At 36.5% G+C, this 18,603-nt stretch carries 20 protein-coding genes; 7 read left to right on the top strand and 13 right to left on the bottom strand.

Annotated features, from left to right (window positions below; all coding sequences use genetic code 11):
- Positions 1 to 24: 24 nt before the first annotated feature.
- The 5 genes from LQV47_RS21950 to LQV47_RS21930 form a co-directional block, all read right to left on the bottom strand.
- Positions 25 to 615, bottom strand: a complete 591-nt coding sequence (locus LQV47_RS21950) for a hypothetical protein (protein ID WP_230041256.1) — start codon at positions 613 to 615, stop codon at positions 25 to 27.
- 29 nt (positions 616 to 644) lie between these two features.
- Positions 645 to 1,139, bottom strand: coding sequence for an RNA polymerase sigma factor (locus LQV47_RS21945; protein WP_230041255.1), 495 nt, complete (start codon positions 1,137 to 1,139; stop codon positions 645 to 647).
- A gap of 286 nt (positions 1,140 to 1,425) precedes the next feature.
- The gene (locus LQV47_RS21940) at positions 1,426 to 2,244 is read right to left on the bottom strand and encodes a hypothetical protein (RefSeq protein ID WP_230041254.1); all 819 of its coding nucleotides are present in this window, start codon (positions 2,242 to 2,244) and stop codon (positions 1,426 to 1,428) included.
- A 12-nt stretch (positions 2,245 to 2,256) separates the two neighbouring features.
- Positions 2,257 to 2,766 carry a sigma-70 family RNA polymerase sigma factor gene (locus LQV47_RS21935; RefSeq protein ID WP_230041253.1) on the bottom strand — a complete coding sequence of 170 codons (510 nt, stop codon included), beginning with the start codon at positions 2,764 to 2,766 and terminating at the stop codon, positions 2,257 to 2,259.
- A 155-nt stretch (positions 2,767 to 2,921) separates the two neighbouring features.
- The gene (locus LQV47_RS21930) at positions 2,922 to 4,550 is read right to left on the bottom strand and encodes an NADP-dependent glyceraldehyde-3-phosphate dehydrogenase (RefSeq protein ID WP_230041252.1); all 1,629 of its coding nucleotides are present in this window, start codon (positions 4,548 to 4,550) and stop codon (positions 2,922 to 2,924) included.
- A gap of 229 nt (positions 4,551 to 4,779) precedes the next feature.
- Here LQV47_RS21930 and tpx point away from each other — a divergent pair, with 229 nt between their 5' ends.
- Positions 4,780 to 5,352 carry a thiol peroxidase gene (gene tpx, locus LQV47_RS21925; RefSeq protein WP_230041251.1) on the top strand — a complete coding sequence of 191 codons (573 nt, stop codon included), beginning with the start codon at positions 4,780 to 4,782 and terminating at the stop codon, positions 5,350 to 5,352.
- Between the two features lie 209 nt (positions 5,353 to 5,561).
- On the opposite strand, the gene LQV47_RS21920 is transcribed toward tpx, so the two are convergent.
- The 7 genes from LQV47_RS21920 to LQV47_RS21890 all read right to left on the bottom strand — a co-directional run bounded on the left by LQV47_RS21920 (position 5,562) and on the right by LQV47_RS21890 (position 12,167).
- Complete coding sequence (locus LQV47_RS21920; protein ID WP_230041250.1) at positions 5,562 to 6,335, bottom strand: hypothetical protein; 774 nt, start codon at positions 6,333 to 6,335, stop codon at positions 5,562 to 5,564.
- A gap of 75 nt (positions 6,336 to 6,410) precedes the next feature.
- On the bottom strand, positions 6,411 to 8,396 hold the full coding sequence (locus tag LQV47_RS21915; protein ID WP_230041249.1) for a urocanate hydratase: 1,986 nt from the start codon (positions 8,394 to 8,396) through the stop codon (positions 6,411 to 6,413).
- A gap of 382 nt (positions 8,397 to 8,778) precedes the next feature.
- Positions 8,779 to 9,216, bottom strand: a complete 438-nt coding sequence (locus tag LQV47_RS21910; protein WP_230041248.1) for an endonuclease domain-containing protein — start codon at positions 9,214 to 9,216, stop codon at positions 8,779 to 8,781.
- Positions 9,217 to 9,676: 460 nt separating this feature from the next.
- A complete protein-coding gene (locus LQV47_RS21905; RefSeq protein WP_230041247.1) occupies positions 9,677 to 9,967 on the bottom strand; it encodes a hypothetical protein in 291 nt (96 codons plus the stop codon).
- Between the two features lie 52 nt (positions 9,968 to 10,019).
- On the bottom strand, positions 10,020 to 11,015 hold the full coding sequence (locus LQV47_RS21900) for a D-glycerate dehydrogenase (protein ID WP_230041246.1): 996 nt from the start codon (positions 11,013 to 11,015) through the stop codon (positions 10,020 to 10,022).
- Between the two features lie 58 nt (positions 11,016 to 11,073).
- A complete protein-coding gene (locus LQV47_RS21895; protein ID WP_230041245.1) occupies positions 11,074 to 11,337 on the bottom strand; it encodes a prevent-host-death protein in 264 nt (87 codons plus the stop codon).
- Between the two features lie 179 nt (positions 11,338 to 11,516).
- Positions 11,517 to 12,167 carry a protein-L-isoaspartate(D-aspartate) O-methyltransferase gene (locus LQV47_RS21890; RefSeq protein WP_230041244.1) on the bottom strand — a complete coding sequence of 217 codons (651 nt, stop codon included), beginning with the start codon at positions 12,165 to 12,167 and terminating at the stop codon, positions 11,517 to 11,519.
- Between the two features lie 124 nt (positions 12,168 to 12,291).
- Here LQV47_RS21890 and LQV47_RS21885 point away from each other — a divergent pair, with 124 nt between their 5' ends.
- From LQV47_RS21885 to LQV47_RS21860, 6 genes are all read left to right on the top strand, one after another.
- The gene (locus LQV47_RS21885) at positions 12,292 to 13,254 is read left to right on the top strand and encodes a Gfo/Idh/MocA family oxidoreductase (protein WP_230041243.1); all 963 of its coding nucleotides are present in this window, start codon (positions 12,292 to 12,294) and stop codon (positions 13,252 to 13,254) included.
- A gap of 427 nt (positions 13,255 to 13,681) precedes the next feature.
- The gene (locus tag LQV47_RS21880) at positions 13,682 to 15,412 is read left to right on the top strand and encodes a cellulase family glycosylhydrolase (protein WP_230041242.1); all 1,731 of its coding nucleotides are present in this window, start codon (positions 13,682 to 13,684) and stop codon (positions 15,410 to 15,412) included.
- A gap of 65 nt (positions 15,413 to 15,477) precedes the next feature.
- Positions 15,478 to 16,356: a CGA/CIA family class A beta-lactamase gene (bla-A, locus tag LQV47_RS21875; protein ID WP_230041241.1), complete on the top strand. Its 879-nt coding sequence runs from the start codon at positions 15,478 to 15,480 to the stop codon at positions 16,354 to 16,356.
- Between the two features lie 32 nt (positions 16,357 to 16,388).
- Positions 16,389 to 16,796, top strand: coding sequence for a hypothetical protein (locus tag LQV47_RS21870; RefSeq protein ID WP_230041240.1), 408 nt, complete (start codon positions 16,389 to 16,391; stop codon positions 16,794 to 16,796).
- Positions 16,797 to 16,807: 11 nt separating this feature from the next.
- Positions 16,808 to 17,704, top strand: coding sequence for a 3-hydroxybutyryl-CoA dehydrogenase (locus LQV47_RS21865; RefSeq protein ID WP_230041257.1), 897 nt, complete (start codon positions 16,808 to 16,810; stop codon positions 17,702 to 17,704).
- A 45-nt stretch (positions 17,705 to 17,749) separates the two neighbouring features.
- A complete protein-coding gene (locus LQV47_RS21860; protein ID WP_002977986.1) occupies positions 17,750 to 17,989 on the top strand; it encodes a hypothetical protein in 240 nt (79 codons plus the stop codon).
- Between the two features lie 47 nt (positions 17,990 to 18,036).
- On the opposite strand, the gene LQV47_RS21855 is transcribed toward LQV47_RS21860, so the two are convergent.
- Entirely contained in the window at positions 18,037 to 18,447 is a 411-nt protein-coding gene (locus LQV47_RS21855) for an META domain-containing protein (RefSeq protein ID WP_230041239.1), read from the bottom strand.
- Between the last annotated feature and the right edge of the window lie 156 nt (positions 18,448 to 18,603).

The raw sequence follows: 18,603 nt of genomic DNA, 5'->3' as shown, positions 1-18,603 counted from the left end.
GGCTTTCAGCCCGCCCGAGGCTCTTTATTTCTTTAGCTCATTTAAAAGGCCTTCAATATGTTGAATATGTCTTCCATAATAGCGATAGAACCATAGTCTTCCGGATAAAAACAATACAAATAGCCCTGCGATTACTGAACCTATCAGTATAATGGCAATTTTCGCCTCGCTTAAAGGTTTGGGCCAGGGTATAAACTCCAGGACGATAAGTATCTCGCATACCAGAAAAGGGGCAAAACTGATATAGTAAGAGAGATAATACTGTTTATTTAAATTAAACTGAGTAACCAGATCTTTCAGCGCCTCATAGGTCTTCAGTTCCGTGTTGCTTATCTCATTGTAAAGTTTAAAAAATTTACTGAAAAAGAAAACGGTGACAATTAGCATAGAAGCAATTAATACGGTAATATACAACTGAAGTTTAAAAGGCCTGCATACTGAGCAAACCATAAATGCAAAAATAAAAATCCCTATCATCCACCAGAACTCCTGACGCATATTTTTACGCATTTTTTCAAGTGGAAGATTAATTTTATTTCTTTGTTCAATGCTTATTTCCGGTGTTACCTCTGTAATATCCTCATTCCAGGTATTTTTCAATTCGTCTATATTCATTGGTTTGTTGATTTACTGATTATTTAAATTTAATCTGAGCCTAAAATATCTTTAAGTTTATTTTTTGCTCTGTTCATTTTCACTCTTACATTTCCTTCAGAAATACCCATTTGTTCGGCAATTTCTCTCCCTGAAAAATCTTCCAGGTAATAAAAAATAAATGCTTTATCAATTGGATTCAGCTGATGAATGGCTTTATACATTTTAGCTAACCTTTCCTCTTTATGATAGTCATACTCCTCCTGAGCAATGATATAGTTGGAAATGTCATTATTAGCAATAAAGCTCCTTCTTTTCTCTGATTTAAGGAAAATAATAGCGGTGTTTAAGGCAATCCTGTAGAGCCAGGTTGAAAATTCACTATGCCCGAGAAAGCTGGGATATGCTTTCCAGAGCTGGTATATAATTTCCTGAAAAAGATCATCCCGGTCTTCTTTTTCAGACATATACATCTTAGAAATCTTAAAAATGATTCCTTTATGCTTTGTAATCTTATCCAAAAACTCTTGCTCTATTGAGGTCATAGCTTGTCAGTCTAAAGAGTTAGTTTCAGTTTAAAAAAAATGTTACAGAAATTTAGAAAAAATAAAAAAAACCTGACAGAAATCTGTCAGGTCCTCATTGTGTGTGTTTTTTAATCTTACTCAATAGCTATTTGTTCCAATAGTATCTTGCTCGAAATAATAATTTTCACAGTTAGTAGAAAAAAAACGGAAATGTTACATTTTTTTTATAAAAAAACTGCTATAAAACTTCAAGGTATCGATTGATGGAATTTATCTATTATTAATCTTAAAAGGTAAAAAAATTCTAATTCAGCCTATCTAAAGCCTTTTGCAGCGTATTCACATCAATAAAATCAAGTTTTGCACCTATAATGATAAACACAAGAAGAACAAGTGTTAAAAATAAAATAATGAATATATAGACTGACACAAACCAGATTACGGTATTCAGAATATTTCCTTTAATTCCAAATTTGTTCATAAAAAATCTCTGAGAACGTTCAAACCATGATTTTTTCTTACTGACAGCTTTTGGAGCTATGTCAATACCGTTAAGCTCATCTACCAGCCTTATAACATCTTCTATATACCTGCCGTACATATAATAAATCCAGTATTTGATAATAAAGAACACCAATAAAAGAGTAATAAGAAAACTGATTCCGAAAATAGCCAGATTATACTCCATATCGAAATGGAAATTAACTTTTATCAAAGATAAGAGGAAGGCCAATGGAATATAGGAAATATAGTATGAAATATAAATTTCCTTTGATATTAAAAGCTGGGCTTTAAGGTTAAAAAGATCATAATTGGTATTGATACTGTTTCTTTGCAGTAATTTATACAGTATAAGAAACCGGGAATAAAAATAAACAATAAAGGCGATCGTCAAAACAGTGACGAAAGTTGATATCGTTTTAATATTAGAATCAGGAGAAGCAAAAGGAAAACTGGTCAGTAGCATGGGTAATGTAATGACCATGAGCCAAAATTCAGTTTTCATATTGATTTTCAACATCTGTAGCGGAGAATGGATCTCCCGCTGCTTTTCAAGCGAAATTTCCGGCGGTTCCTGGCCGTTATCTTTATTCCAAAGTTCTTTAAAATTGTCTAGCTCCATGTTTTTCATGTTTTAATTTGAACCTGTCCTTTGTTTTTCAATGATCTCTTTCAGTTTCGCTTTTGCCCTTTTAAGTTTTACCCTTGCATTGACTTCGGTAATACCTAGTTGATGGGCAATTTCTTTTCCGGGAAAATCTTCCAGAAAGAAAAAAATAAGAGCTTTATCAATTGGACTTAGCTGATGGATCGCTTCATACATCATCTTCATATTTTTGTCATCCGTATCATTATAGGGCTCCTGCTGAACACCTAATCCGTCTACATTTTGGTTCCGGATAAAACTACGCTTTTTTTCGCTTCTCAAAAATACAATTGCTGTATTAAGCGCAGTTCTGTACAGCCACGTTGAGAAATCACTCCTTCTCTGGAAATCTCCATATGATTTCCACGCCTGGTAAATGATCTCCTGATAAAGATCATTCTGGTCGTCCCAATTATCCATATACATTTTAGAGATCTTGAAAATAACACCTTTATGTTTTTCAATTTTCTCTAAAAATTCTTTTTCCAGTGAAGACATGATTTACAAACTAATCCTTAAAGTAACATCAATAAAAACGCTACTTTTATATAACACAAAAACTAAAATTCCAGAGATTAAGTTAAAAAATTCTTAAAAAACAAAGGCGTTTATTAAGAATTTTTATTTTATGTTAAATCGATGTCAGAATTTCTCTAGAAAATATAATCTGTACTTAAAAAGTTGGAATCGTGATCTCTAACAATTGTATTGAGCAATTCTTTATTGGATTCCGTAAGTTTTGCGGCTACCAGGGATCTTATAGAGAATGAACGAAGTGCATCAAAAACAGAAAGTGTACCTTCGGCACTGTCTTTTCTTCCGGTAAAAGGAAAAACATCGGGTCCACGCTGTGCCTGACAATTGATATTAACACGGCTCACAAGATTCACAAATGGGTCAATCAGTCTGGAAACTTCCTGTGGATCTTCACTGAAAATGCTCACCTGCATCCCGTGAGAAGCATTCACCTGATATTCTATAGGCTCTTCAATCTCTTCAAACGGCACTACAGGAATTATAGGTCCAAATTGTTCTTCATGATATAATTTCATCTCACTGTTCACAGGATAAACTACCGCCGGAAAAACAAAAGATTCTTCTGTATAGCCTCCCTGCTTATTTAAAACTGATGCTCCTTTTGCCAATGCATCATCAATACATTCTTTTAGATAAGGAGGCTTATTCACCTCCGGAAGCGGAGTTACCTTGACATCTTTTTCCCACGGAAGTCCCGGCTTCAAAGCAGAAACAGCTTCACTCAGTTTGGCGTTAAATTCTGCGGCAATTTCTTTCTGCACAAAGATGAGTTTTAATGCAGTACAACGTTGTCCGTTAAAGGAAAGAGCTCCCAAAATACATTCACTCACTGCCACATCAAGGTCGGCATGTTTTGTAACAATAGCCGCATTTTTAGCATCCAGACTTAAAATAGCCCGTAAGCGGTTAACTTTCGGATGTAGTTTTTTCAACCCATTCGCTACTTTACTGGAGCCAATGAAAGCCAATACATTCACCTTTCCGCTTTCCATAATAGGAGTGATGATCTCCGAACCTTTTCCGTACAGTGTATTCACGGTTCCTTTCGGGAAGGCTTCTTTAAATGCATTCAACAGAGGATAATGAGCCAATACTCCATGCTTCGGTAACTTAAACAAGATTGTATTTCCCATGATCAGGGCAGGAATCAGTGTCGTAAAAATCTCATTCAAAGGATAATTGAACGGCCCCATACTCAAAACAACACCCAATGGCGCTCTTCTGATCTGGGCGATTGTTCCTTCGGCCTGCTGAAAACGGGAAGATTCCCTGTCAAGATCTTTTAACGCATCAATTGTCTGGTTGATATAATCTACGGTACGATCAAATTCTTTGGTAGAATCAGCCAGGGTTTTTCCGATCTCCCACATGAGTAGCTTAATAACAAGATCACGCTGCTGAATCATCAGGTATACGAATTTCTGCATGCACTTTATTCTTCCTTCCACAGACATGGTGGGCCACTCGCCTAATCCGTTATTATATGCTTTTACACAGGCATCAAGAACTTCCATTGCTTCTGCAGGTCCTATATTCGGAATACTTCCCAGCAGCTTCCTTTCCAATCCGTTTTCTGTAGGAATACAGACCGGCGAATAAATGTTCTGCATTTCTCCTTTCCATTCTACCAGTTCTCCATTAAGCAGATACTCCTTCTGATGGATCTCGGGAACTTTATATTCTTCGGGAATTTCATTTTCACTTTTAAAAATATCCTGAAATGACGATGTGCTGTTCGAGTTCATATTTTCTAAAATTTTAATAATTTGAATCTAATTTTTGAAGAATAAAGGTAGATGTAAAAAACGATTTTAGAATCTATGGTTTAATAGATTTGTTCTATTTGCAAGCTGTTTGAATGAAAATTAAAATTGACTTTAAGATAAGACCGCTTTAGTCTGAGAATAGATTTAATCTATTTAAATTGACTATTGGCAATCGAAAAAAGAATAATTTTGCTAAAAAAATAAATTCATGTTTTTAAAAGTAATTTTCAGTACATTATTTTTCTTATCAACATTTAGTTTTGCTCAAAATTCTAAAGCAATCAATACTGTTTTGTTAAAAGGAACACCAGTACGTACCTATTCCAAATTACCGGAGATTAATAAACCTGCTCCTAAGTTCACCCTTACGGATGTTAATATGAATGACCAGAGCTTGGATGCTTATAAAGGAAGGTATGTGATCCTCAATATCTTTCCAAGTGTAGATACGGGAGTTTGCTCAGCATCTGTTCATCATTTCAATGAGGATGCCGGAAATCTTCCCAATACGGTAGTTCTTTGTATTTCCAAAGATTTACCTTTTGCTCAAAAAAGATTCTGTGGTGCTGAGGGGATCAGTAATGTGGTGATGCTTTCGGATTTCCGTTCCGATTTCGGATGGAATTATGGGGTAGAAATGATAGAATCTCCGATGAAAGGACTTCTCAGCCGAGCTGTTGTAGTGATTGACCCTTCAGGAAATATTATTTATGAAGAGCAGGTACCGGATATTTCTCAGGAACCGAATTATGAGGCAGCTATTGCAGCGGTAAAAAATTAATTAGTTTTTTGCTTACCATAATAAACATCTCCGGCGATCGAAGATTGCCGGAGATGTTTATTAATACCAATAAGATTGCGTATATATAGAACGCTTTAGAACACTAATAGGAATATTGACTATCGGGACTAAAAATACAGCGATATACATATGAAAATCAAATAAAAAACCTGCCTCACAGCAGGTTTTTATTCCTTTTAACATGATCATTAAGAACCAGTCGTAAGATGAAAATATCGTGGATCCGGATAATGAAATTCAAAATCCAGGTCTGAAATTAATTTTGAGGGGGATATTGTTCTGCCTTGGATAGTACGGTCACCTGAATACGGCAGATCTTTCTGGGCATTGATAATCTCTTCTTTATTAGGATGCACAGGAGCCACCACATTATAAACTTTGGATTGCGATTGATTCTTCAGCATTTTTTCAACAACTGAACAAATATCTGCATAATGAATATGGTTGACCAACAGATCAAGATTGGATATATTATAATTCTTAAGCAGTCTCTGGTCTCCCATTAATCCGGCCAGTCTCAAAATATTAACCTCAGGAAATCTGCTTTTTATGATACTCTCGCTTGGAACATCATCCGCGGAACGGTCTTCTTCTGTAAATTCTTTTTCAGCATTCGGATATACTCCTGTAGAGCTCATCAGGTAGAGCTGTCCTTTATAATCTCCAAGAAATGCCAGTAAATTCTGAGCCCTCTCATGCAACGGAATTTCAGCACCCCTTATCCCTGAAAACGGGACCGTGATGATTATAGCATCCAGCTGTGGTGCCATAGCCCATTCCTGCATTGTTTCGGATATATCATCGTCCGGAAAGCTGACCTGTGTCACACGGTATCCTTTAGCTGATAAATCTTCTATTTTAGACTCTGATGTAGTCGTTGCAAAAATCTCATATTGCCCGGATAATCTCTGTGCAATATGACCGCCCAACCAACCACAACCTATAATTCCTATTTTTTTCAATTTTTAATGTATTAGTCTGTTTGTTAAAACAAATAATCGTCTATGAATTCATCACCACCTCTCCATCTTTATTATTTACAGTAGGTTTTCATCTACAAGATTAGGAAGCGTCACTTTCAGGTTCGGCTCAATTTCCATCGCTCTTTTTATCGCGAACATAGCGCCTTCATTTCTGGCCCAGCTTCTTCTTGAGATTCCGTTATTAACGTCCCAGAACAGCATAGATTTTAATCTTCTGTCTGCATCATCACTTCCATCCAACAGCATTCCGAAACCTCCGTTGATCACTTCTCCCCAGCCTACACCGCCTCCATTGTGAATAGAAACCCAGGTAGCACCCCGGAAACTATCACCTATCACATTATGAATCGCCATATCTGCTGTAAATCTTGAACCATCATAAATATTGGAAGTTTCTCTGTAAGGAGAATCTGTTCCTGATACATCATGATGATCTCTTCCCAATACTACAGGTCCTATCTCTCCTTTTTTAATCGCTTTATTGAAAGCTTCAGCAATTTTCATTCTTCCTTCTGCATCTGCGTACAGAATTCTTGCCTGGGAACCTACCACTAATCTGTTTTCCTGAGCCCCCTTGATCCACTGGATATTATCTTTCATCTGCTGCTGAATTTCTTCAGGAGAATTTTTGATCATTTCTTCCAATATCGTACAGGCAATAGTATCCGTTTTCTGCAGATCTTCCGGTTTTCCGCTGGTACATACCCAACGGAACGGTCCGAAACCATAGTCAAAGCACATAGGTCCCATAATGTCCTGAACATAACTAGGATATTTAAACTCTCTTCCCAATGTTGAATTTTCAGCCATTACATCAGCGCCTGCTCTGGAAGCTTCCAGTAAGAAGGCATTTCCGTAATCAAAGAAATAGGTACCTTTCTTTGTATGTTTATTAATAGCTGCAGCATGTCTCTTTAAAGTTTCCTGTACTTTTTCTTTGAATAGCTCAGGATCTTCAGCCATCATTCTGTTAGATTCCTCAAAGCTTTGCCCTACCGGATAATATCCTCCGGCCCACGGATTGTGAAGTGAAGTCTGGTCTGAACCGATATCAATCCTTAGATCTGCTTCATCAAATTTTTCCCAAACATCAACGATATTTCCAAGGTAGGCCAAAGAAACAGCTTCTTTATTCTGCTGAGCTTCTCTTACTCTTTGTACCAGTTCATCAAGATCTTCATGGATTTCATTCACCCATTTCTGATCGTGACGGATTTTTGTGATCTTTGGATTCACTTCTGCACATACGGTAACACATCCTGCAATATTTCCGGCTTTTGGCTGAGCACCGCTCATTCCCCCTAAACCTGAAGTTACAAAAAGTCCTCCCTGAGGCTCTTTATTTATTTTTCTGAAAGCATTTAAAGCGGTAATTGTTGTCCCATGAACAATTCCCTGTGGACCAATGTACATATAACTTCCTGCAGTCATCTGACCGTATTGAGTTACCCCCAATGCATTGAATTTCTCCCAGTCATCAGGCTTGGAATAATTTGGGATCATCATTCCATTCGTTACTACCACTCTTGGAGCATCTTTATGTGACGGGAACAACCCCATCGGGTGTCCAGAGTACATTACTAAAGTTTGTTCATCTGTCATTTCAGACAAGTACTTTATGGTTAAAAGATACTGTGCCCAGTTTGAAAAAACGGCACCATTTCCACCGTAAGTGATCAGTTCATGGGGATGCTGAGCTACTGCATAATCCAGGTTATTCTGGATCATCAGCATAATTGCTTTTGCCTGCTCAGATTTCCCAGGATAATCCGTAATCGGTCTCGCCTTCATTTCATAATCCGGACGGAAACGATACATATAAATTCTTCCGTAGTCTTCCAGTTCCTTCTTAAATTCAGGAATTAATGCTGCATGAAACTTAGGATCAAAATAACGTAAGGCATTCTTCAATGCCAGTTTTTTTTCTTCTTCCCCTAGAATTTCTTTACGCTTCGGAGCATGGTTAATATTTGTTTCGTATGGTTTTGGCTGTGGCAGCTGATTAGGTATACCTTGTTGTATTTGTTCTTGAAATGTCATATTGCTATTTAAAGTTCTATGTTTAAACAATGTTTGAAGTTTTAAAGATATTCAAATTATAAAATACCTGCAACAAAACAGGGGAAAAGCTGAATAAGGGAAAAGGGTGAAAGGGTAGATTTGTTGTATCTATTATCTCTTGTATGCTTTTCTTACCACCCCGTCTTCTCCTTTCAGTCGAATCCACCCCTCCAAAGGAAGGGAATTCCTTTCTTAGAAAACGAAGTGTTGAGTATAAAAATAAAAAAAATTACTGGAATTAAGACGGCAAAATATATCTGTTACACATATTGAAATAGTGTCTACCATTTGATTTTTGAAAAAGCCTATATTGAATAAAACACTCAGATTCCCCATCCTTCGGAGGGGTGGATTTCAAAATTCAAGGAATTTTGGAAGGCGGGGTGGCTCCATAATGCAGAATAATAAATTCCTCCAGCTCTCTCATCACTATACTAAGATTATTCCTGACATCAAAATCATCAATCCTGAAAACCATTAATCCTAAAGACTCTAAATATTCCTGTCTGATTCCGTCGTAAACTTCTTTCCCATCATGACTTGATCCGTCAATTTCAATGACCAGTCCTAATGTTTTCACATAAAAATCAACAATATAGTTTCCAATAATTCTTTGTCTGTCAAAATCAATATTGTGAAATACTCTTGCACGAACTTTTTTCCAAAAAAGTACTTCTCCAAGAATTCTTGCTTTTCGTTTTTCTTTCAGTAAAATTATTAAATGAGGATTAAAGGGTAGGTTTTCTACAAAATTCCTCTGAATCGGAATATTCCGTATATGTGTTAGAGTTTGTTCCATTATTGTGTTTTTTCGTTTGACCACCCCGTCTTCTCCTTTCAGTCGAATCCACCCCTCAGGGAGGAGGAGAATTTCTTTCTTAGAAAACGAAGTGTTGAGTATAAAAATAAAAAATCTTACTGAAATTAAGATGACAAAGTACTCTCTTGCATATATTGAAACATTACCCGTCATGTAAAAGCTGAGAAAACCTATATTGAAATGAAACACCTCGGATTCCCCTCCTTTGGAGGGGTGGATTTCAAAATTCAAGGAATTTTGGAAGACGGGGTGGTCTCATAATTCTGAATAATAAACTCTTTCAACTTTCTTGTGTGCTTCTAACCACCCCGTCTTCTCCTTGCAGTCGAAGCCACCCCTCTGGAGGAGGGGAATTCCATTCTTAGAAAGCGAAGTGTTAGATATAAAAATAAAAAACCTCACTGAAATTCAGTAAGGTTGGTATTTTTGGTTTCAAAACTTAAGTTAAGACATCATCATTTTCTTCTTCATGGTCATCTTCATTATCGCTGAGGCTCCAATAATTATTTTCTTCATCCTCCGCTCCTATTTCTTCCATATCGTCATCATCTTCAACGCCGGGAATATCTAATCCTTTATCAATTTTATCCTCCTCCTCTTCATTCAATATAGGATTTCCATCTCCGTCAAGCGAAATATGCTTTTCCTTTTTGAATATATCTTCGTTGGGATCATAATCCATACGCTCCAGCCTTTTGTTCTGTTCATTAATATTGTTTTCAGGTGCCATACTATTTAGGTTTTATTGTTTATATGATAAGAACAAAAATAATTCCAAGTTGCTATATAGTATCAGAATAAACTTTAGGATTGGCACAATGTGGCATTTTTTCGCCTCTTGAAAAAGCGATGATATTTTCGGCAGCCAGCCTTGCCATTCCGTTTCGGGCTTCCATAGTGGCAGAACCAATATGTGGCAGTACGCAGACACTTGAAAGTTCCAACAGCGGATCCTTTTCAGACATAGGTTCGGGATTGGTAACATCTAAACCGGCTCCCCAGATCTGTTTTGAGGCCAACGCTTCGTACAAATCTTTTTCGTTCTGAAAACCTCCTCTTGCTGTATTGATGAAAATAGCATTAGACTTCATTTTTTCAAAAACAGAGCTGTTAAAAAGATTTTTCTGTTCAGGAGTAAAATTAGCATGAACACTCAATACATCTGATCTTTCTATGAGTTCTTCAAAAGAAACATAAGCGGCACCCAGCTCCTTCTCTGCTTCTTCATTTCGGTGGCGGTTATGATAAATGATTTCCATATCAAAGGCTTTTTGGGATTTTTTAGCCATTTCGAAACCTATTCTGCCTAATCCTAAGATTCCCAAAGTTTTTCCATACAGCTCCTGTCCTAAGGCATGCAAAGGATCAAACGTTCCCCATTTTCCTTCTTTCACTTTCTGAAAATTATAACTTGCCCTTCTTGCTACCGACTGCATCAATAAAAAAGCCACATCGGAAGTAGCTCTGCTCAACACATCAGGGGTATTGCCTATAGGAACATGCTTTTGAGTGGCCTCTTTTATATCAACATGATCGAACCCTACCGAATACAGCGCTATTGCTTTAACATTGGGGCATGCTTCAAAAAATTCCTTATTATATTTAAAATCATTTCCTATGCTTAAGATGGCATCCACATTCCGGCAATAGCTTAACCATTCTTCATGAGAAGGGATTTCATTTTTTGGAAAGAGCACCTCCAATCCTTCCTGTTCCAGTAGTTTGATTCCTATTTCAGGAATTCTTTTATTTACAAAAACTTTCATTATGTCGTTCATTAGTTTACACAAAAAACCTCACTTTGTTAGAAGTAAGGTTAAACTTTAATGTTAAAAATTATTTTTTTTCATCAGAATGATTTTTATTTTTATCCCATGCTTCTGAGGCCATTTCCTGGATCTCTTCCCAAACTTCTTTTGCTGATTTCTGCGCATGGGACATGAACCCCTGTTTGGTTGCTTCCTGATTCTTACCTTTCATCTCGTTGATGTAATCTTTTACCTGCTGAGAATAGCTTTCTACGCTATATCCCGGGTTATTATGCAAATTTTTCTGAAGATTACTGAAATCGTGCGACGCCTTGAATCTATTCGTATCCATAATAATAAGATTTAAGTGATTAGATTCTAAAGAAATTCAATTTTCATTCCGAAAATGCGTTAAGATATTTTAAATTTTGACTAAGTTTTATTGTATAAAAAAACGGACCTTAGTCCGTTTCTATATGATTAAAAGGTATAAAATTGATGTTTAAGACATCTCCTCTGCATCCAAACCTCTTATTGATTGGTATTTCCCAGCATCGGAACAAATTTATAAGCCCCAAACTCTTCTTTTTCAAACTCTGTAGATCCTATTTTCGTAAATCTATACAGTACCTGCTCATCTGTAGGTCCCAAAGGAATAACCATTTTACCACCTACATTCAGTTGTTTCAACAATTCTGTAGGTAAAGTTGAGGCTCCACAGGTTACAATAATTTTATCGAAAGGAGCAAATGTTGGCAACCCTGCAAAACCGTCACCAAAACTTTGAAATTTTGGAAACAGGTGCATTTCCCTTAGTTTCTTTTTAGAGAAATCAAAAAGGTCTTTTTGTCTTTCCACGGTATATACATGGGCCTTCATTGCGAGTAAGACAGCAGTCTGATATCCGCATCCGGTACCAATTTCCAACACTTTTTCCCCGGCTTTCACCTGTAGCAATTCCGACTGTTCCGCTACCGTTGAAGGGTGCGAAATGGTCTGATGTGCCAGAATAGGGAAAGCCCTGTCTTCATAGGCAAAATCTTCAAAAATGCTTTCAATAAAAAGGTGCCTCGGAACTTCACTCATTGCCCGGAGTACATTTTCATCTGAAATTCCAATTCTCCGCTGAAGATACTCAACTAAAATCTTTCTTTTTCCTTTATGTACAAACGAATCCTGCATTTGACAAAAGTAATAAATTAGAAATTAGATTTCAGAGATTCCCGGAAAGAATTATCCACAAAAACTAATTTCCGGCTTCTACAATCTAACTTCTTTCTTATCTTTACAAAAATATATTACAACTATGTTAAAAGCAGGTTTGGTAGGTGCCGGACACTTGGGGAAAATACATTTAAGACTTCTTAATCAGTCAGATAGATATGAGCTTGTAGGTTTCCATGATAAAGATGTTGAAAACGGAAAAAAAATAGAAGCCGAATTCGGGTATAAATATTTTGAAAATTTTGAGGAATTACTGAGTCAGATCGATATGCTGGACATTGTAACGCCAACGGTTTATCATTATGATTATGCTTTAAAGGCCATTGAAAAAAAACTGCATTTCTTCATTGAAAAACCTGTTACACAAACACTTGAACAGGCAGAAGAAATTTTACGGTTATGTCTTGAAAACAACATTAAAGCACAGGTAGGACATGTTGAAAGATACAATCCCGCTTTTATTGCCACTAAAGAATATATCAAGAATCCGATGTTCATTGAAATCCATAGGCTGGCAGAGTTTAATCCGCGCGGTACGGATGTTTCTGTGGTATTGGACCTTATGATCCATGATTTGGATATTTTATTGAGTATGGCAAAATCTAAGGTAAAAAACATTCATGCAAGTGGTGTTTGTGTGGTGAGTAAGACTCCGGATATTGCCAATGCCAGAATAGAATTTGAAAATGGATGTGTGGCCAACCTTACCACTTCAAGGATTTCTATGAAGGCAATGAGAAAAAGCCGGTTCTTCCAGAAAGATGCTTATATTTCGGTGGATTTCCTGGAGAAAAAAGCTGAAGTCATCAGGATGAAAGATGCTCCTGAAAACCCTACTCCATTTGATATGATTATAGAAAATGCTGACGGAGAAAAAAATCAGATCCTTTTTGAATATCCAAATATTGAACCTAATAATGCCATTTTGGATGAATTAAATTCTTTTGCCGATGCAATTACCGGTGACAGAAATGTAGAAGTTTCTCTTGAAGATGGAACTGAGGCATTGAAAGTCGCTTTAGAGATTGTAAGACTTATCAGCTAAGAATGAAAATAAAATCTGCTTTGTTTACATAAGCAGCTATTACAATACTATCTTGTAATTAGAAGAAAAATGGTTATGAGATAGATTGTAATAAATAGAAAATTTCAGTGAATTTATAAGAATCCATTTCTTAAAGCTTGTAACGAAGTCTTCACACTATCTATTTCCAAAAAGATAAAATGAAGCAATTTTTTCTCATTGGTGATTTTCATTCTCGTTAAAATCTAAAAAGATTAAAGTTTTATCAATATAAAGTCATTTATAAAACAAAAAAAACAATATATTTGAAAAACAATCAATAAACAATTGAAAAATTTTGTTTTACATATTCAATGGATTTCTGACAAAATAAGTGAGCTTACCACAAACTCTTGCTGTGGTGCTATAATCCATTCCAAATAACCTTCCTTAACACATTTAAACTACTATGAAAAAAACCGTTTTATTTTCCGCCTTATTATTGTCTCAATTTGGGACATCACAGTTATTAAAGACCTCAGGACAAAAAATCGTTAATGATAAAGGCGAAAATATTCAGCTTAGAGGTCTTGGCCCGGGCGGCTGGATGCTTCAGGAGGGATATATGCTTAAGACAGCTGATTTTGCAGGTCCCCAATATAAAATAAAGGAAAAAATTGCTGAGCTGATTGGCGAGGATGGGATGAATGAATTCTATAAAGCCTATTGGAAAAATGGAATTACCAGGCAGGATATTGATTTTTTGGCAGAGGCAGGTTTCAATTCGATACGGCTTCCTATGCATTATAATCTGTATACGCTTCCTATTGAAAAAGAGCCCGTAAAAGGTAAAAACACATGGCTGGAAGAAGGTTTTAAGATGACAGATGATCTGCTTCAGTGGTGTGCAGACAATAAGATATATCTGATCCTTGATCTTCATGCGGCACCCGGAGGCCAGGGGAATGACGTGAATATTTCTGATAATGATAAGTCCAAGCCCTCTCTTTGGGAAAGTGAAGAAAACCAGAAGAAAACCATTGCCCTTTGGAAAAAACTGGCTGAACGGTATAAGGACAGTCCGTGGGTTGGAGGCTATGATCTGATCAACGAACCGAATATTAACTTCACGGGAAAAAATCCAAATGGTACAGACGAAATGTCAAACGCTCCGCTTTGGAAACTGCAAAAAGACATCACCAGCGCTATCCGTGAAGTAGATAAGAAACATATTATTTTTATTGAAGGAAATGGATGGGGCAACAATTATAACGGACTGATACCCATCTGGGATGACAATATGGTCTTTAGCTTTCATAAATACTGGAACTATAATGATGACTCAACTTTGAAATTTGCTTTAGACCTTAGAGAAAAATACAATATGCCGATCTGGCTTGGGGAAACCGGTGAAAATTCAAATGTCTGGTTTACAGAACTGATCCAGCTTTTGGACAAGCATCATATCGGATATGCATTCTGGCCCATGAAAAAGATAGATAATATTGCAGGAATCACTAATGTGAAAACCACTCCTGAATATGAAAAGCTATTGGATTACTGGAAAAACGGAGGTGAAAAACCGTCTAAAGAATATGCCAAGAAGGCATTAATGCAGATTGCTGAGAATTATAAGTTCAGCAATACCGAAATTAAAAACGATGTCATTGATGCCATGTTCAGACAGGTAACCGATCCTTCTACTAAACCGTTTAGAAATCACCAGGTCCCGGGAAGAATTTTCGCTTCAGATTATGATTTGGGCAGAATGGGTGCTGCTTATCTTGATAAGGATTTTATCAATCTATGGGTAAGTGATCCAGCCAAAAGATCAGAATGGAATTCCGGTCAGCAGATGAGAAATGATGGTGTAGACCTCTATAAATGTACTGATGCAATTACGAACCAGTATTATGTGGGTAAAACAGAATCCGGAGAATGGCTTCAGTATACGGTAACTTCAAAGACAGACAAAAACTATACTTTCAGCCTCAGATATTCTGCTGACAGCAACTCCAACATAAAAATTGAAACGGCTTCAGGAAAACTGCTGGCTTCTGTGCCTTTAGCTTCCAGTGGAGGAAAAGAAAACTGGAAAACAGTATCTGTAAAAAATATCCACCTTCAGAAAGGAGAAAACAAAATCAGGATATTCTTTGAAAACGATGGTACCAATCTGAATTATTTTGAAATAAAATAGCAATAATTATCTTAAATTGCAGATCCCTTTTAGTCTTTTAAAGGGATCTTTTTAATTCTATTATTATGAAAAAAATAGCATTCATTTTTCTCTTTATTTCGGTATTTATATCAGCACAAAAATCAATATTGGACCAAAGAATAAGCGCTGTCACCAAAGGTAAAAATGCTACGGTAGGAGTTTCTGTTCTTGGTTTTGAGAATACATTCAGGTATAATCAATACGGGGATCAAAAATTTCCAATGCAGAGTGTCTTCAAATTTCACATTGCAGCAGCTGTTTTGAATCTTGTAGATCAGGGAACACTTTCCCTGAATCAGAAAATTTTACTGGATACATCCAATTTACTGGAAGACACCTGGTCTCCCCTTCGCGATAAATACTCTAACGGGAATATTGAAGTTCCCCTAAGTGAAATTCTTGAATTTACAGTGGCCAGAAGTGACAATAATGGCTGTGATATCATATTGAAATTACTGGGTGGTACTCAAACCGTTCAAAAATTCATGGACTCTAAAGGGATAAAGGGTTTTCAAATCAAATATAATGAAGCGGAAATGCATAAGAACTGGAATGTTCAGTATGAAAATTACAGTACACCCAATTCGGCAGTGGATGTTCTGAAAAAGTTTTATGATGGAAAACTGTTGTCAAAAAAATCTACGGATTACCTGATGAAGGTGATGCTCTCCACCTCAACCGGATTAAATAAAATGGTTGAACAGCTTCCCAAAAATACTCCTGTGGCAAGAAAAACCGGAGCTTCCGGGAAAAATAAAGAAGGCTTAACGGGTGCAGAAAATGAAATTGGAATCATCACTTTACCGAATGGCAAACATTATGCACTCGCTGTATTTGTAAGCAATTCAATGGAAACGGATGCTGTAAACTGCAAAATGATTTCAGACATTTCAAAGGAGGTTTGGGATCATTTTAATAAATAAAATATTAAGCTTATTTTTAGAGTCAATTTAACATGAAAAAAATAATAGTAACAGCAGCCCTGTTTTGTGTCACATTCTTTTACTCGCAGAAGAATCAAAACTATCTACAGATTGGCTATGCAAGTGTCTGTTGTGGGCCACCTTCTGAGAAGCCTGTCATCAGTTATCTCAAAGAGTTTAAGAAAAAAAATCAGATAAAATCTCTGGAAATATTGATACAGGGTGGTATGGGAAGAGAAGGTGAGTTTAATGTGTACGTAGGTACCGATTATCTCACTGTCAATCAAAAAAGCCGCCTTATAAGAGGCCTTATGGCTACTGTTTCCAATCAAAACAACAGAAGAGAGCAAAAAAGCAATGGTATTGTAAATTTTGACTCAGAAATTACGGTAAAACAACAGGACATCAATACTAAAAATCTAACTATCTATAAAAAATAAAGGAAAAAATGATCAAAAACATTGTAGTTATAGGAGCAGGAACCATGGGGAATGGTATTGCACATACATTTGCACAAAGCGGTTTTAAAGTAAACCTGGTAGATGTATCTCAGGAAGCTTTAGACAGAGGATTAAAAACCATTACTACGAATCTTGACAGGATAATTGCAAAGGGAAACCTTACTGAGGAACAAAAATCGGAAACATTAGGAAATATCAGTACTTTTACAGCACTTAACGATGCGGTAGGAGCAGCTGACCTTGTGGTAGAAGCGGCTACAGAAAACCTTGATCTAAAATTAAAGATCTTCGGTCAGATGGATGAGCTTGCGCCTGCAGACTGTATCCTGGCTACCAATACTTCTTCCATTTCCATCACTAAAATTGCAGCCGCTACCAAGAGAGCGGATAAAGTCATTGGAATGCACTTTATGAATCCGGTTCCTATTATGAAACTGGTAGAGATCATTAAAGGCTATTCTACTTCTAAGGAAACTTTTGATGCGATCTATGAAATGAGCCAGTCGTTAGGTAAGGTTCCTGTAGAGGTAAATGATTATCCTGGTTTTGTGGCCAACAGAATTTTGATGCCTATGATTAACGAGTCTATTGAAACTCTTTACAACGGTGTAGCCGGAGTAGCAGAAATTGATACGGTAATGAAATTAGGTATGGCACATCCTATGGGGCCACTTCAATTGGCGGATTTTATCGGGCTTGATGTATGTCTTGCCATCCTTAATGTCATGTATGATGGTTTCAAAAATCCTAAATATGCTCCTAACCCACTGCTTGTAAACATGGTAATGGCGGGAAAACTGGGCGTAAAATCGGGGGAAGGCTTTTACGATTATTCTGAGAATAAAAAAGCTGAAAAAGTTTCAAAAATGTTTTTGAACTCATTTTAAGTCAATAATTTTAATTATCTTTGAACAAGTTAAAACATTAAAAAAATGAAATTACCAAAGTTTTTATTAGCAGATAATTCGGAATTTCCAGAAGATTTATTCGTAGTTCATACAGAATATCCAAGATTTATCTTAAACGTTGAGGAAGAAGAAGTTGAGTGGTTAGATGATCTTGAGGGTGACGATGAAGAAACTATGGCAGACGAGGCTACGAAAGTGGTAGAAGCAGCATTCAAATGGTGCGATGAAGAGTTGGCTAAGTACGACGAAGAAGAGGAAGATTAATAACAATCTAAGCATAAAAAAGGAACTCAATTGAGTTCCTTTTGTTTTTATTCTGTTTTATTGAATTTCAATAATAAAAGATTGTCTTTATATAATTCTAAGGTATTTCCTGAAATTACATATTTGTTTGCTTTCGACATCATATCCATAAAGTTCTGCTCTACACTGATGTTGGTACACATCATTTTTGTAGATCCCATCTGGCCTGCAGTGAAACCTCCTGAAGACGGATCTACTGTAGCTGTTCCAAAGTAATTATTACAACCCGCATTCCCGGTGATCTTTTCTCCTTCAATATTCAGTGTGGGAATTTTACCTTTTACATTGTCAGCCAGTGTCCATTTTGTATTGGCAAGAGCCGGCTGGGCTTTTCCTACTTTAGAAGCGGAAGGGCTGGTCATGGTTCCACATGACGCCAATACTGCTGCTGTACATATACTTAAAAAAAGATTTTTCATTTTTTTCTTTTTGAATTAATCAAATTTACGGATTTTATATTATTTAAACGGATTGCGGTGAATTTTATTATTCATTAACAGTTGATATCTGAGATATTTTCCGGGATCTTCTAGCTACAGTACTATTGCAATTCTTTCCGGGGTACAATAAAAAAA

The organism is Chryseobacterium sp. Bi04 (genome assembly GCF_918698085.1).
Classification (GTDB): domain Bacteria; phylum Bacteroidota; class Bacteroidia; order Flavobacteriales; family Weeksellaceae; genus Chryseobacterium.
This window is presented reverse-complemented; position numbering and strand designations above follow the sequence as displayed.